Annotated in this window: 12 protein-coding genes; 5 read left to right on the top strand and 7 right to left on the bottom strand. The window is 70.5% G+C overall.

Annotated features, from left to right (window positions below):
• Positions 1 to 36 precede the first annotated feature (36 nt).
• Positions 37 to 1,704: an MFS transporter gene (locus Q9R08_RS10840; protein ID WP_308868017.1), complete on the bottom strand. Its 1,668-nt coding sequence runs from the start codon at positions 1,702 to 1,704 to the stop codon at positions 37 to 39.
• Positions 1,701 to 2,720 carry a glutaminase A gene (gene glsA / locus Q9R08_RS10835; protein WP_308868481.1) on the bottom strand — a complete coding sequence of 340 codons (1,020 nt, stop codon included), beginning with the start codon at positions 2,718 to 2,720 and terminating at the stop codon, positions 1,701 to 1,703. The genes Q9R08_RS10840 and glsA overlap by 4 nt, the downstream gene beginning before the upstream one ends.
• A 120-nt stretch (positions 2,721 to 2,840) precedes the next feature.
• Here glsA and Q9R08_RS10830 point away from each other — a divergent pair, with 120 nt between their 5' ends.
• Positions 2,841 to 4,295, top strand: coding sequence for a glycoside hydrolase family 130 protein (locus Q9R08_RS10830; protein WP_308868016.1), 1,455 nt, complete (start codon positions 2,841 to 2,843; stop codon positions 4,293 to 4,295).
• Positions 4,296 to 4,343: 48 nt separating this feature from the next.
• On the opposite strand, the gene Q9R08_RS10825 is transcribed toward Q9R08_RS10830, so the two are convergent.
• Positions 4,344 to 6,386 (bottom strand): VWA domain-containing protein, encoded by a 2,043-nt coding sequence (locus Q9R08_RS10825; protein WP_308868015.1) that lies wholly within the window; start codon positions 6,384 to 6,386, stop codon positions 4,344 to 4,346.
• 108 nt (positions 6,387 to 6,494) lie between these two features.
• Positions 6,495 to 7,886, bottom strand: coding sequence for an AAA family ATPase (locus Q9R08_RS10820; protein WP_308868014.1), 1,392 nt, complete (start codon positions 7,884 to 7,886; stop codon positions 6,495 to 6,497).
• Between the two features lie 138 nt (positions 7,887 to 8,024).
• On the opposite strand from Q9R08_RS10820, the gene Q9R08_RS10815 reads away from it, so the two are divergent.
• Entirely contained in the window at positions 8,025 to 8,501 is a 477-nt protein-coding gene (locus Q9R08_RS10815) for an SRPBCC family protein (RefSeq protein WP_308868013.1), read from the top strand.
• A gap of 25 nt (positions 8,502 to 8,526) precedes the next feature.
• On the opposite strand, the gene Q9R08_RS10810 is transcribed toward Q9R08_RS10815, so the two are convergent.
• Positions 8,527 to 10,245: an IlvD/Edd family dehydratase gene (locus Q9R08_RS10810; protein ID WP_308868012.1), complete on the bottom strand. Its 1,719-nt coding sequence runs from the start codon at positions 10,243 to 10,245 to the stop codon at positions 8,527 to 8,529.
• Between the two features lie 122 nt (positions 10,246 to 10,367).
• On the opposite strand from Q9R08_RS10810, the gene Q9R08_RS10805 reads away from it, so the two are divergent.
• The 3 genes from Q9R08_RS10805 to Q9R08_RS10795 are packed head-to-tail and all read left to right on the top strand — an operon-like array spanning position 10,368 to position 13,019.
• Positions 10,368 to 11,279 carry an SMP-30/gluconolactonase/LRE family protein gene (locus tag Q9R08_RS10805; protein WP_308868011.1) on the top strand — a complete coding sequence of 304 codons (912 nt, stop codon included), beginning with the start codon at positions 10,368 to 10,370 and terminating at the stop codon, positions 11,277 to 11,279.
• Positions 11,280 to 11,319: 40 nt separating this feature from the next.
• Entirely contained in the window at positions 11,320 to 12,348 is a 1,029-nt protein-coding gene (locus tag Q9R08_RS10800; protein WP_308868010.1) for a zinc-dependent alcohol dehydrogenase, read from the top strand.
• Complete coding sequence (locus tag Q9R08_RS10795; protein ID WP_308868009.1) at positions 12,345 to 13,019, top strand: SDR family NAD(P)-dependent oxidoreductase; 675 nt, start codon at positions 12,345 to 12,347, stop codon at positions 13,017 to 13,019. Before Q9R08_RS10800 ends, Q9R08_RS10795 begins: the two co-directional genes overlap by 4 nt.
• Here the strand turns inward: Q9R08_RS10795 and Q9R08_RS10790 are convergent.
• Complete coding sequence (locus Q9R08_RS10790; protein WP_308868008.1) at positions 13,013 to 13,801, bottom strand: IclR family transcriptional regulator; 789 nt, start codon at positions 13,799 to 13,801, stop codon at positions 13,013 to 13,015. The genes Q9R08_RS10795 and Q9R08_RS10790 overlap by 7 nt on opposite strands.
• A gap of 127 nt (positions 13,802 to 13,928) precedes the next feature.
• Positions 13,929 to 14,957, bottom strand: coding sequence for an NADPH:quinone reductase (locus Q9R08_RS10785; protein ID WP_308868007.1), 1,029 nt, complete (start codon positions 14,955 to 14,957; stop codon positions 13,929 to 13,931).
• Positions 14,958 to 15,107: the final 150 nt, after the last annotated feature.

The raw sequence follows: 15,107 nt of genomic DNA, 5'->3' as shown, positions 1-15,107 counted from the left end.
CGCCGATCGGATGTCACGCCCTCCGCCGTGCGCGGATCAGGCGCGCTCCTCGGCGTCGCCCTCGGGCAGGGGGCCGGTTCCGACCGACTCGGGCAGCTCGCCCGGGCGGAACCTCGGCAGGCGGCTCGCCGGCACGATCGCGAGCGCGCTGACGCCGGAGAGGATCAGCAGGCCGATCTTGAGCGCGCTCAGGCGGGCTTCCTCGTTGAGCGCCACCGCGGCGTCGACCTGTTCAGGGGTTGCGTCGGTCTGCTCGGTGAGCGTCGCTTCGAGACGGTCGTTGCTGATGAAGTTGACGTTGTCGAGATCGACCTGCGAGACGAGCTCGGGCGACAGCTCCGGGTGCTCGACCAGTGAGGCGACGACGTTGAGGCTCAGGATGCCGACGAGGAGCGCACCCGAGACGGCCGTTCCCACCGCGGAGGCGAGATTCTGTGTGGTGCCGCGCACCGACCCGACGTCGCCCGCCAGCTCCTTGGGAGAGGCCGTGACGAGCACGTTGAAGACGAGAGTGACCAGCGCCCCCTGACCGACGCCGAAGACGAACAGGCCGAGGATCGTGGGCAGTGTCTCCCAGTTGTTGGTCACGACGATCGACAGCCAGACGAGGGCGATCGTGGTGAGTCCGAACGAGAACATGCCGATCGTCCGCGGCGTGAAGCGCCGGTAGAAGCGCACCACCAGCATGGCTGTGAAGAACACGGTCAGGTTGAAGGGCAGCATGGCCAGGGACGTGTCGAACGGCGTCCGGCCCTGGACGATCTGGATGTACAGGGGGATCGTGAAGTTGAGCGCCGCCTCCAGGCTCACCACGATGAACATCGCGTAGACGGCGGCCCGCTCACGCGACGACCCGAAGACCGAGAGGCTGACGAGCGGAACCTTCCCAGCCCTCGTCCGGCGCCGCGTCCAGAGGAAGAACAACTGGACCAGAACCACGCCGATGAGGATCAGCACGGGTGCCGGCGAGACCCCGGCGATGTCGAACGGGGCCGCCGGGCGCGCGAGCAGGAGCCCCCAGTTGTTGAGGTTGTTGACCCCCAGCGTGAGCGCGACGATACCGAGGCCGATCAGCACCGCGGCGACAACGTCGATCTTGATCGCCGGGTTGCCCGGCAATCCGCGCAGCCAGAAGCTCAGCACGAAGACAGCCACCGCGAGGATCAGCACCACGATGAACACCTGCCGCCACCCCACGAGGGTCGCCAGTGTGCCTCCGATGAGGAAGGCGCTGACGCCGGCGAGGGCACGGGCCGAGCCGAGCGAGCCGATCGCCGTCTCCTGCTGTCCGCCGCGATAGTTCTCGGCGATGAGTGCCACCAGAGACGGCACGATGATCGCGGCCGATGCGCCGGCGAGGGCCTGGGCGAAGATCACGTAGCCGACCGATGGGCCGAAGATCATGACGAGCGCCGAGACGGCGAACAGCGCTACGACGATGCGGAACACGGTCACCCAGCCCACGCGCTGACCGATCTTGGCGCCCACCATGACGAGAGCCGCCACGACCAGCCCGTAGGTCACGATCGCGGTGCTCACGTCGGTGGGCGGGACGCCGAACGTCTCGACCATGCCGCCGAGTGAGACGGGGAGCGCCGCGACGTTGTACGACATCAGGATCTGAGCGAGGAAGAGCCCGATCATCGGCACCCAGGAGGTGCGAGCGGCATCCACGGTGGTGGTGGCGTTCTGCGAAGTGGTCATGACGAGGTTCCTCCTGAGAAGTGCGAGCTCGAGGCGAAGATGTTCAGGCCCAATGCGCGCGACAGATAGGCGGTGGCCACCTGCCCGCGCACGCTGTTCCCTGCGGAGTCGAGCGGCGGCGAGTAGGTCCCGATGCCCACCTTGCCGGGGGCGACGGTCACCAGTCCTCCCGCGACGCCGGACTTGCCCGGCAGGCCGATCTCGAAGAGCCACTCCCCAGACCTCTCGTAGAGGCCGGTGGCTGCGAGGACGGCGAGCAGATCGCGGCAGACCGAAGCGGACACCACTCGTTCACCGGTGAGCGGATTGACGCCGCCGTCGGCGAGTGTGGCGCCCATCACCGCGAGGTCGCGCGCGTCGACGAGCAGGGCGCACTGGCGGGTGTACACGTCGACGACCTCGAGCGGGTCGACGCGAATGCGGCCGTAGCTCTCGAGGAGCTGCGCAATCGCTCGATTGCGGTGGTTGGTCTCGGCCTCCGACCGGTAGACATCCTCGTCGACGACCAGCTCGCGACCCGCGAAGCGCGAGAGACCGGACCGAACAGCTTCCCACTTGTCTTCCGCGGTGCCTCCGGGCACCAGTGCCGTCGCCGCGAGAGCGCCCGCATTGACCATGGGGTTCATCGGGTGACCGTCGTTGAGCTCGATCGCGACGACGGAGTTGAACGGGAGTCCGGTGTTGTTGACGCCGATCACGTCGAAGGCCTGCTCGTGTCCGAGCGCGTCGCAGACCAGCGCGTAGACGAACGCCTTCGAGATCGACTGGATGGAGAACGGGACGCGGGTGTCGCCGATCTCGTGAAGTCCGCCGTCGACGTCCGCCACGCACACCCCGAATGCCTCGGGGTCCGCCTCAGCGAGGATCGGGATGTAGTCCGCGACGACGCCGTCCCCATGGGAGCTGGCCCGGCGGTGCGCGGCCGCGACGAGCTCGTCTATGCGATCGCCGGGCGGAAGGGGCCCCGTCGCAGCGTGCTGCTCGACATCGGCTACGTCCAGATCGCTCTCCCGCACAGAGCCCACAGTAGGGCGCCTCGGCTGGTCAGCGGTGTCAACCCCTCCCGTCGCGCCGGCTGCAGTGCTTCAATCGGCGCTGTACCCGCCAACCGCGGGGCGAACGGAGAGGTCGTCCGCATGATCCTCGAACCACATCCGGCGGCGCTCCACCACGAGCCCTCCCGCGTCGTCGACCGGCTGTTCCTGCCGGGCGAGGAGACGCGCACCGCCCATTCGCGGATGCTGCCCATCATCGAGCGCGTCCGCGCGGTGCCCCGTGAAGAAGTGAGCGCTCTCGCCGAGGCGATCGTCGCCGATTTCGCGACGAGGCAGCCGGAGGCGGCATCCATCCTTCTGTCGAACGCCCACGCGCTGGTGGCCCGCGTGGATGCCGAGCATGATCTGACCGACGCGCAGCTGCTCGTCGTCGGGTCGGCGTTCACCGCCCAGTACGCCGTCGAGGGCGCGGCGCTGTGCAACCCGAGCGCGGTCGAGCATCCGTCACAGGCCGGGCTCGGCGACGGCGAGCTGCGGGTCGCGGTGTCGCTGCGCTGCATCGGAGAGGGGCATACGTCGTCGATCGGCTTCGCGGAGGCCGTCATCGGGGCGGACGACACCTGGGTCTTCGGCGAGCGCGCCACTCCGCCGACGCGGGCGGATGTCGCGATCGGCACGTGGTCGCGGGCGGACTTCGCGCGGACGCTCGACGTCGCCGATCGGCTCGACGATCTGGCTGGCGCGGTCCTGGCCGCGCTGCCGGATCGCTTCACCGGCAACGAGCTGGAGGCGGCGATCGAGGCTCTGCCGACGAAGCTGGCGATGCGGCCGACCAGCCGCCGACCGATGCATGCGCTCCGCGACGTGGCGGCGTCGAGGTACCGTCTGGGGTTCGACGCGGACGTGGAGCTGTCGGCGCGCACCATCATGCCGGTGCTGCCCGAGGAGGACCGCGGCGTCGAGGACGCGCGTTTCGTGCGCTTCATCGGCGGCGACGGCGGCGTCGAGTATCGCGGAACGTACACCGCGTACGACGGACGCACCGTAGGTCCGCGCCTGCTGACCTCGCCGGATCTCGTGTCGTTCGAGTCGCAGCGGCTCGGCGGATCGGGCGCGCGCGGCAAGGGCATGGCGCTGTTCCCTCGTCTCGTCGACGGGCGCCACCTCGCGATAGCGCGCGGCGACGGCGAGAACATCGGGCTGTCCAGTTCGGACGACGGCGTGCTGTGGGATGACCTCGGGGTGATCCATGCGCCGACCGAGGTGTGGGAGCTGATCCAGCTCGGGAACTGCGGCTCCCCTATCGAGACGTCGCGCGGCTGGCTCCTGCTCACGCACGGCGTCGGCCCGTTACGCACCTACTCGCTCGGCGCGCTGCTGCTCGACCTCGACGACCCGTCGCGCATCCTGGCCCGCACGCGAGAGCCGCTGCTCACGCCCGAGGGCGACATGGTGGACGGCTACGTGCCGCGCGTCGTCTATTCGTGCGGCGGCATCGTGCATCGCGAACGGCTGTGGGTCCCCACCGGCATCGGCGACTCGCGCATCCGGATGTACTCGGCACCGCTCGACCGGGTGTGGGACGCGATGAGCTAGCGGATGACCGCCCGTGGCGGAGGCAGTGACGGCGCAGCGTGGCGCCGGTCACCACCACCAGGATCGACCGTGCAGCATGTCGCCGAAGTCCTCGGGTGACCCGCGCCCCGTGTGCCGCGAGCCGAGGTAGCTGTCCACGACGGCCCGGCCGAGGTCGTCGAGCTCGGGGGCCACGACCTGCCCACCGGCGCGCCGCGCGAGGGCGTCGATGAACCGGGCGAGGCCGGGATCCTCGCCGAGCCGGAAGAAAGTCGTCTGCGCTCCGAGCCGCTGCACGGTATCGAGCTCCCGCACCGTGACGGCGACCGTGCGGGCGTCCGGCGGATACGCGAAGTGCACATGGCCGTCGGGGCGCAGGTGCGCCGTCGGCTCGCCGTCGGTGACGATGAGCAGGACGGGCTGTGCCGTGGGGTTGCGGCGGAAGTGCCGCTGGGCGAGCAGCAGCCCGTGCTGCAGATTGGTGCCCTTGTCCCACACGGCGTCCTTCGCCGTCAGCTGCTCGATGTCGATCACCTCGGCGTGGCGGGCGAACGCGATGAGCTGGAGGCTGTCCCCGCGGAAGCGCGTCGAGATGAGGTGATGAAGGGCCAGCGCGGTGCGCTTCATGGGGACCCAGCGGCCGTCGAGCGCCATGGAGAACGACGTGTCGACGAGGAGGGCGACCGCGGCCTGCGTGCGCTGCTCGGTCTCGACGACCTCGACATCGCGCGTGTCGAGACGCACGCCCGTCGAGACGTCGCCCCCGTCGAGCACGGTCCTCAGCACGGCATTCGACACCGTGCGGGGGATGTCCCACGGCTCGGTGTCGCCGAACGCCCACTCGCGGGTCGAGCCGGTGCGGTCGCCGGCGGCACCGGCGTGGCGCGTCTCGCGGCGGCCGGTGCGACCCGACTGCCGCGTCGCGATGTCGCGCAGAAGGGCTCGCCCCAGCTGGCGCATGGCCCGCGGGGTCAGCCGCAGCTGCCCGTCGGATGCGCGCTGCAGCATCCCGGTGTCCCTCAGCTCCTGCTCGAGGTCGCGCAGGGTGCGGGCGTTGACGGCGGCGTCCTCGCCGACCAGCCGCTGGAGCGCCTCGAGATCGATGTCGTCCATGCGCGCACCGGGATACGTCTGGCTGAGCTGATCGGTCAGCGCGTCGAGGTCGGAGAGGTCCTGCATGATGCCCGTCGCCTCACCGAGGCCGGTCGGCTCCTCTCCCGAGAAGGATGCCGAGCCCGTCCAATCCTCGCCGGGCCGGAGCGAGCGGAGATTGTCGTCGAGTCGCGACAGGGACTGCATGAGGTCGGGTGAGCCGAACGCCTGCTCGGCGAGGCCCAGCAGCTCGTCCCGCTGCTCGGGCGTCATGGAGTTGAGCATCCGCTGCGCCGCCGCGGATCGCTCTGCGAGCGTGTCGAGGAGCTCGTCGAGGTTCTGCGGGTTCTCCGGGAACTGATCCCCGTGCTTGCGCATGAACTCGTCGAAGTCCTCCTGCGTGTCGTCGCCCAGCCGGCGCTTCTCCAGCAGGTCGTTGAGGTCGTTCAGCATGTCGCGGATCGCCTGCCGGTCGGCATCCGTCGCGTTCTCGAGCGCGTTCTTCATTCCGGCGAATCGCTGGTCGAGGAGCTCCCGGCCGAGCAGTTCGCGGATGCGGTCGTAGTCCGCCCGTGCGCTCGGGCTCTGCCAGTCGTAGTCCGCGAGCTCGTTGACGGCCGCGGCGGTGCTGGGCGGCAGGTTCTCGAGGCGCATCTCGGAGAACGCGCGGGCGTCGTCGTCGAGCTGCACGTCGCGCACGAGATGCTTGCGCTCCTCGAGCACCGCGCGGTCCAGCAGCTTGCGGACCTCCTCGAGCGTGCCGTCGAGCCGGTGCCGACTCACCAGCTCCGCCCGGCGCTCGCGGACCCGCCGGGCGAGGTCGTCGAGCCCCTCCCGGTTGCGGTCGCCACGCCGCAGATATTCGCGCATCGCCCGCTCGGCCGAGGTCCCCGCCATGACGTCCTGCCCGATCGCCTCGAGCGCCGACTGCACCTCGACCGGCGGCGCGAGCGGATCGCCGCCGGTGTACCGTCCGTATCGCGCCGTGTGCGCAGGCGTGCGGTGGAAGCTGCGGGGCATTACCGGATGCCTCCTCCTGGCGTCGCGCGCGAAGCGTGGCGCTCCGATCGGCTCAGCGACCGGGGTGGGGTGCTCAGCCGCCGGGGCGGGGTGCTCGAAGTCCGGGACTCATCCATAGACGGTCTCCCCGTCGGCGCTGTCCTTGCCGATCCGCTTCTCGAGATACAGCGACTCGAGCAGCAGCTCGAGCGCACCGGCGCGCTCGCCCGCGGTGCGGGCCTCGAGCCGCTCCGCCACCTGGTCGTAGAGATCGGACTCGCCGAGCACGGGCATCGCCGCGAGGACGTCGGCCGCCGTGACCTGTTCGCCCGTCATGACGGTCGCGCCGTCGTGGAGGGCGTCGGCGAGCACGCGGGCGTCGAGCCCGCGCAGGTGGGCGCGGGCGGTCTCGGCGACCGCAGTACGCAGCAGGTGCTCGAGGATGGCGCGCTCCCGGCCCTCCTCCCCTGTCTCGAACTCGATCTTGCCGCCGAGCACGTCGACGGCGGTCTCGAGATCCACCGGGCGGGCGACCGCGACCTGCTCGTGCTGGCGCGTCGCGCGATGCAGCGCCGCCGCCGCGATCGTCTCGGCGCCGGCGATCGCGAACCGGGCCGACACTCCCGCGCGCTGGTCGACGGCATCCGACTCCCGCAGGTTGCGGGTGAATCGCGCGAGCACCTCGAGCAGGTGTGCGGGCACCTCGGCGACCAGGTCGGCCTCCTGACGGATGACGGCGATCTCCTCGTCGATCGTCTGGGGATAGTGCGTGCGGATCTCGGCGCCGAAGCGGTCCTGCAACGGCGTGATGATCCGGCCGCGATTCGTGTAGTCCTCGGGGTTCGCGGTGGCGACCACGAGCACGTCCAGGTCGAGGCGCAGCACGTACCCGCGGATCTGGATGTCGCGCTCCTCCATGACGTTGAGCAGCGACACCTGGATGCGCTCGGCGAGGTCGGGCAGCTCGTTGATGGCCACGATGCCGCCGTTGCTGCGCGGCACGAGCCCGTAGTGGATCGTCTCGGGGTCGCCCAGCGACCGGCCCTCCGCGACCTTGATGGGGTCGACGTCGCCGATGAGATCGGCCACCGATGTGTCGGGGGTGGCGAGCTTCTCGGCGTACCGCTCGCTGCGATGGCGCCACGCGACGGGCAGATCGTCCCCCCGTTCGCCTGCACGGCGGACGGATGCCGGCGTGATCGGGTGGAACGGATGCTCGCCGAGCTCCGACCCCTCGATGACCGGAGACCATTCGTCGAGCAGGCCCACGAGGCTGCGCAGCAGCCGCGTCTTGCCCTGCCCGCGCTCGCCCAGCAGCACGATGTCGTGGCCGGCGAGGATGGCGCGCTCGAGCTGCGGGATGACCGTGGTGTCGAATCCGTGGATGCCGGGCCACGGATCGGTCCCCTCGGCGAGCGCCGCGAGGAGGTTCTCGCGCAGCTCGACCCGCACCGGGCGGTAGGTGTGACCCGATGCGCGCAGCTGCCCGGCGGTGGTGATCCCGGAAGGCGATGGTGTCATGACGAGAGGGTAGGTCCGCTCCGGGACCACGAGGGCCGGATCGGCGAAATTCCTCGGCATCCGATGATCGCTCCGCGCCGGCGGTCGCCGCACGGCCACCCATACACGTGGGCGCCCCGCCGGTCGTACTCTGAGCGCATGGGTGTCATCGAGTTCGAGCTGACCCGCACCGTCGCTGCCCGCATCGACGCGGTGTTCGCTCGCCTCGCCGATATCGAGGGATACAACGAGTGGATGCCCGGAAAGGGGAGCATGCTGCGACGCACCACGCAGACCTCGCCAGGCGCCCCGGCCGTCGGCACGACCTTTCTCGACGACACGTCCTTCGGCCCGACCCCGGGTGAGATCGCAGAGTTCCAGCCGCCGCACACGCTCGTCTACCACTGGTGGGACAAGACGAAGGCGGGCAAGCTCAAGCTGGAGGGCTGGCCCGCGTACCGGCTCGAGGATGCCGGCGACGAGACGACGCTCGTGCACCATCACGCCGAGGTGCGCACATACGGCATGTACCGGCTGGCGACGCCCTTCCTGCGCAGGATCGCGATGAAGGAACGCAGCGCCACGCTCGTGGCGCTCGCAGCGTCCTTCGAGCCGCGCGGGCCCGCCGTCGGCTGACGGCGCCTGACCCGAGCGCTCTGGCTCAATGCGATTCGCGCGTGACCCGTGATCCGCTGGAGCCGACGAGGAAGTCGAGATCGGCTCCGGTGTCGGCCTGCATGACGTGATCGACGTAGAGGCGCTCCCAGCCGCGTTGCGGGTTCGCGAAGCCTTGCACGGTCGCGTCGTTGACGCCGCGCGCCGCGAGTTCGGCGGCGGGGACCTCGACGTCGAGGCGGCGGTTGCGGACATCGAGGCTGATCCAGTCGCCGGTCTGCACCCGGGCGAGCGGTCCCCCTGCGGCGGCCTCTGGTGTCACATGCAGGATGACGGTCCCGTACGCGGTGCCCGACATCCGCCCGTCGCAGATGCGCACCATGTCGCGCACGCCCTTCTCCAGCAGCTTCTTCGGCAGCGGCATGTTCGACACCTCGGGCATGCCGGGGTAGCCCATCGGGCCGCAGCCGCGGAGGATCATCACGGAGTCCTCGTCGATGTCGAGCTCGGGGTCGTCGATGCGGGCGTGGAAGTCCTCGATCGAGTCGAACACGACCGCGCGGCCCCGATGCTTCAAGAGGTGAGGCGATGCGGCGGCGGGCTTGATGATCGCTCCACCCGGCGCAAGCGAGCCGCGGAGCACGCTGATCCCCGCGGCGGGGATCAGCGGCTGGGTGCGCGGCGCGATCACGTCGGCATCCCAGATCCGCGCGTCGTCGAGGTGGTCCACGAGCGGGCTGCCGGTGATCGTGAGCGCCGTCGGGTCCAGCAGGTCCTTCACCTCGCGGAGCACGGCGAGGAAGCCGCCGGCACGGTAGAGGTCGTCCATGAGGTAGCGGCCGGCCGGCTGCAAATTCACAAGGAGCGGCACGTCGGCGCCGATGCGGTCGAAGTCGTCGATGGTCAGATCGATCCCGAGCCGTCCGGCGATGGCGAGCAGGTGCACGACCGCGTTCGTCGAACCGCCGATGGCGGCGAGCGCGACGATGGCGTTGTGGAAGCTCGCCTTCGTGAGGAACGTCGACGGGCGGCGCTCGGCTGCGACCAGCTCCACCGCCAGGCGTCCGGTCTGGTGCGACGCCTCCAGCAGCCTGCTGTCGGGTGCGGGGGTCCCGGCGAGGCCAGGGACGATCGTTCCCAGGGCCTCGGCGACGAGCGCCATCGTGGAGGCGGTCCCCATCGTGTTGCAGTGCCCCGTGGACCGGATCATCGACGACTCGGACTTCTCGAACAGCGCTTCGCCGAGCGTGCCGGCGCGTACCTCTTCGCTCAGCCGCCACACGTCGGTTCCGCACCCGAGCGCCTCACCGCGGAAGTGGCCGGTGAGCATGGGCCCGCCCGGAATCACGACGGCGGGAAGATCGACGGATGCCGCGGCCATGAGCAGGGCCGGAATCGTCTTGTCGCACCCGCCCAGCAGCACCACGCCGTCGATCGGGTTGGCGCGCAGCATCTCCTCGGTCGCCATCGCCATCATGTTGCGCCACAGCATCGCGGTGGGTCGTACCTGCGTCTCACCGAGGGAGACGACCGGCAGATTCAGCGGAATCCCCCCTGCCTCGTAGATGCCGTTCTTGACCGACTGCGCGACCTCGTCGAGGTGGGCGTTGCAGGGGGTGAGGTCGGAAGCGGTGTTGGCGATCGCGATCTGCGGTCTGCCGCGGAACGCGGTGTCGGGCACGCCCCGCCGCATCCACGCCCGATGGATGTAGGCGTTCCGGTCGTCTCCGGAGTACCACTCCGAACTCCTGAGGTGGGACGCCATCGTTTACCAACTTTCGGAAATTACGTCAGATCGACGGAATATGACTATCGTAGGCGCGTCGGACCGCGACGACGCGGGCGCACGGTCGCGACCCACCGTCCACCGGCGAAGGAGATGCGCTGATGACTGCCACCGACTCGGTGATCCTGGCGAATCCGACGACCTGCGAACTCGGCGAAGGTCCGGTGTGGGATCCCATCCGCGAGGTCGTGCACTGGGTCGACATCCGGCGGGGCGTCGTCTTCTCGGGCCGACTCGACGATCACGGTCGCGTGACGCTGGTCGACCACGTGTCGTTCCCCGGCACGGTCGGCGCGGTCGCGGTCGCCGAGGACGGGTCCTGGATCGTCGCCGGCTCGCACACTCTGACCCTGCACCCGACGTCCGGATCGACGCGCGAACTGGCGCGCGTCATCCCCACCGGACGACCGCGGCGGACGAACGACGGCAAACCCGACCCCGCCGGGCGCTTCCTCATCGGCACGCTGAGCCTGGACGACGACTCCGAGCACGAGGTGCTGACCCGCCTCGACGACGACGGCACGCTCACGACCATCGACGACGACCTCACCCTCTCGAACGGCCTCGCGTGGAGCCCGGACGGATCGATCATGTACTCCGTCGACACGGTGCGGCGCGTGGTCTACGCACGGTCGTACGACGCGGCGACGGGCGCCACAGGCGATCGCCGCGCGCACATCGCCTTCGACGAGGGCTACCCCGACGGCATGTGCAGCGACGCAGCCGGCTACCTCTGGATCGCGATGTGGGGTCGCGGCGAAGTCCGCCGGTACACGCCCGCCGGAGATCTCGAGCAGACCCTCCGCGTGCCTGCCCCGAACGTCTCCAGCGTCGCCTTCGCCGGCGCGGAGCTGGACACCCTCATCATCACGACCGCGACGCAGGATCTGACCGAGGACCAGCTCGCCGCCGCTCCCCTCTCGGGGAAGCTGTTCAGCGCGCGGCCCGCCGTCCCGGGGCTGCCCGTCCCACTGTGGCGAGGCATCCCCGCAAAGCCGAAGGAGAACCCGTGAGACTCGCCCGCAAGGTCCTCGCACCCCGATGAAGGCGTTCGTGATCACCGGCCCCGGCCAGGCCGGGGTGCAGGATGTCGAGCCGCCGTCGGCTGCCGCCGGCGAGGTCGTCGTCGACGTGGCGCGCGCAGGCGTCTGCGGGACGGACGTCGAGTTCTACACCGGTGAGATGCAGTACCTCCACGAGAGCCACGCCGCGTATCCGATGCGGATCGGTCACGAGTGGATGGGCACGGTGTCGGGGGTCGGCAGCGGCGTTGATCCCGCGTGGATCGGCCGGCGCGTCACCGGCGACACGATGCTCGGCTGTCAGCGCTGCGAGCGCTGCCGCGCAGGCTTCCACCACGTGTGCGCCTTCCGTGACGAGCTCGGAGTCCGCAACGGCCGCCCGGGCGCCCTCGCGGAACAGGTCGCCATCCCCGCATGGGCTCTGCACGCGCTCCCCGACACCGTCGACGACGTCGCCGGTGCGATGGTCGAGCCCGGCGGCAATGCCTGGCGGTCGGTGGATGCCGCGAATCTGCGCGCCGGCGACCGGGTGCTCATCCTCGGCCCGGGGACGATCGGGCTGCTCTGCGCCCTGTTCGCCCGCGCGGCCGGAGCGGAGGTCCATCTGCTGGGCCGCACCGGCCGCTCCCTGGAGTTCGCGAGGACGTTCGGGTTCGACGGCGTCTGGACCGAGTCGGAGCTGCCCGAGCTCGCCTGGCATGCGGTGATCGACTCCTCCAACGCCCCGCACCTGCCCGCCCGCGCCCTCGAGCTCGTCGAACCGGGCCGGCGCATCGTCCACGTCGGGCTCGCCGGCAGCCCCAGCCTGATCGACACGCGCATGCTCGCACTCGGCGACGTCACCGCCGTCGGCATCCTCGGCGCCTCGGCGGGTCTGGACCCGACGATCGCCGCCTACGGCGACGGGTCCGTAGATCCTCGGCCGCTCGTCGCCGCGACCGTCGAGCTCGAGGACCTCGCCGCGATCCTCGCCGGCACCCGGCCGGAGCACGCCGGCGCGGGACCCAAGATCCACGTCGAGATCGCTGAGCAGACCTCCCCCCGACAGGAAGGACCATGAAGCGCGCACTCATCACCGGCGGAGCCCGCGGCCTCGGGGCCGCCACGGCCTCCCGCCTCCGTGCCGACGGTGTCGAGGTGATCACGGTGGATCTCGCCGGCGACGTCGACGAGATCCTCGACATCACCGACGAGCAGGCGGTCACCGCCCTCGCATCGCGCGTCGGCGCAGTCGACATCCTGATCAACTCGGCGGGGATCGTCGGGCCCAACATGCCTCTCGTCGAGACGACCGCCCCCGATTGGCGTACGACCCTCGAGGTGAACGTGCTCGGCACGGTCGGCATGATGCGGGCCTTCGTCCCCGGGATGGTGGAGCGCGGGTGGGGGCGGGTCGTCAACTTCGCGAGCATGGCAGGCAAGGACGGCAATCCGAACCTGGCGGCCTACTCGGCTTCCAAAGCGGCCGTCATCGCGCTGACGAAGTCCGCCGGCAAGGAGCTGGCGACGACGGGGGTGCTGGTCAACGCGATCGCGCCCGCGGTCATCGCCACCCCCATGAACGACTCGACGGCGCCCGAGGTGCTCGCGCACATCACCAGCCTCATACCGATGAAGCGGGTCGGTGAGGCATCCGAAGTCGCGGAGCTCGTCGTCTGGCTGGCCTCCGAGAAGGTCAGCTTCTCGACGGGCGCGGTCTACGACATCAGCGGCGGGCGCGCCACCTACTGAGTCGTCGGCACCGGCTCGCGCCGGACGATCGCGCGAATGGCCGGCAGTTCGGCGACGAGTTGCGGCAGCGGGATGCGGAACGCCAGCGCGCTGACGCTGATCGCACCCGTCGGAGAGGTGTGCTCCTCACTCTGAACGGGCACGGCGACGCAGTTGACGCCGACCTCGTTCTCCTGATCATCGACGGCGTACCCGCGCTCCTTCGAGAGCCGCAGCTCGTCCCACAGCCGGCCGAGATCCGTGATCGTGCGGGGCGTCCGCTGCTCGAGCGCCCCGGCGCCGAGGAGGTCTCGAAGCTCGTCCCGATCGCCCACCCGGTAGCTGAGCAGGAGCTTGCCGACCGCGGTCCGGTACGCCGGATTGCGCCCTCCGACGACGGAAGTCAGACGAACGGCACCACCCGGCGGGTCCACCTTGGCGCGGTAGACGACCTCCGGTCCGTCCAGCACGGCGTAGTGCGTGGTCTCGCCGAAGCGCGCGGCCAGCTCCTCGAGAACCGGCGTGATCCGCACCGCCTCCGGTCGCTCGGCATAGTTGTGGAACGCCAGCCGGAAGAACTCGTCGCCGAGGACATAGGTCCCCCGGCTGATCTGCGCCGCCAGCCCGGCCTTGCGCAGCGATGCGAGAGCGCGGTGCACGGTCGATTTCGGGCTGCGCATGGCCGCCGCGAGGTCGTCGAGGCTCACCCCGCGCGGGTGGGCGCCCAGCTCAATCAGCACCGCCAGCACCCTGTCCGAGCCGACGACGCGCGCGTCGTCGGCGGCGGCATCCGTGGCGACCACAGCGCTCCCCTCGATCCGACTATCGGCATACTAGTCCGACATCGTGAAAAGCAGGCGCGGGGAGGCCGTCACCCGAAGTGTTCCGCGTCGCTCGCTGCCCGGCTCGGCGGCGGCGGCGACGCCACCGTCAGCGGTTGTCGCCTGTCACGTCGATGAGCACCTTGCCCACAGCGCCCTGCTCGACGGCGTCGTGGGCGGCGGCCGTGGCGTCCAGCGGGAACCACGTCAGCGGCAACCCCGCCTGCTCGCCGACGGGGAGTGCGCCGTCGCGCAGCGCCGCGGTGATGTCTTCGGCGGCCGCGGTCAGGGCGGGCTCCCCCACCGTGTACAGCAGCAGCCCCTGGATCCGCACGTTCTTCGCGAAGGTCGGCCGCACCGGGATGGTGGCCTGGTCGCCGCCGTTGTCGGCGTAGTACGCGATCGATCCGTGGTTCGCGACCACCTGGCCGTCGAGGTCGGCGTTCTGCGCGAGAGACACCTCGACGACGTGGTCGACGCCACCCGGCGCGATCGCGGTGATCTGGTCGGCGGGGTCGCCCCGTCGGTAGTTCACGACGTGGTGGGCACCCGCGGCGAGCGCGAGAGCGGCCTTCTCGTCGCTCGAGATGGTGGCGATCACCGTCGCGCCGCCCCAGGCGGCGAGCTGGATGGCGGCGTGGCCGACGGCGCCCGCTCCACCGGCGACGAGCACGACGCGGCCCTCGAGCGCGCCCGGCGACAGCCGTGCCGGTCCGAACTCGTGAACGGTGAGCGCCCGGTGCGCCGTCATCGCGGGAACCCCGAGGCTGGCCGCGACGTCGAAGCCGACGCCCTCGGGGAGCTTCACCGCCCGCGCCGCGGGTACGACGGTGTACTCCTGCGCCGTCCCGGTCGGCCGCTGGTGCTGAGCGAGGTACAGCCAGACGCGATCGCCGACGGCGAGGTCGGTCACGCCATCGCCTACGGCGTCGACCACTCCCGCCCCGTCCTGATTGGGCACGATCTCATCGAACGCCAGGGCCGCGCCGGATCCCGCGCGCGCCTTCCAGTCCGTCGGATTGACGCCCGACACGGCGATCTTCACGCGCACCTCTCCGCGGCCGGGCTGCCCGGGTTCACGCTCCGCCAGCGAGAGGACGGACGACGTTCCGGGGCGGGAGTAGACGATCGATCGCATGCGAGAGGGCAACGCGCGCGAGGCGGCGGGCATTTCCCCGACCGCCGACCGCTTCCCCCCTTGCGGGTCCGGCGTGCGGGGAGTATCTGTGAGGTGGTCGTGCGCGTGTTCGCGCGATCGGGGGAATCGCGGAAACGGACGGGGGGCGCA

The sequence above is a fragment of the Microbacterium psychrotolerans genome (assembly GCF_031085295.1).
In the GTDB taxonomy this organism is placed as follows: domain Bacteria; phylum Actinomycetota; class Actinomycetes; order Actinomycetales; family Microbacteriaceae; genus Microbacterium; species Microbacterium psychrotolerans.
This window is presented reverse-complemented; position numbering and strand designations above follow the sequence as displayed.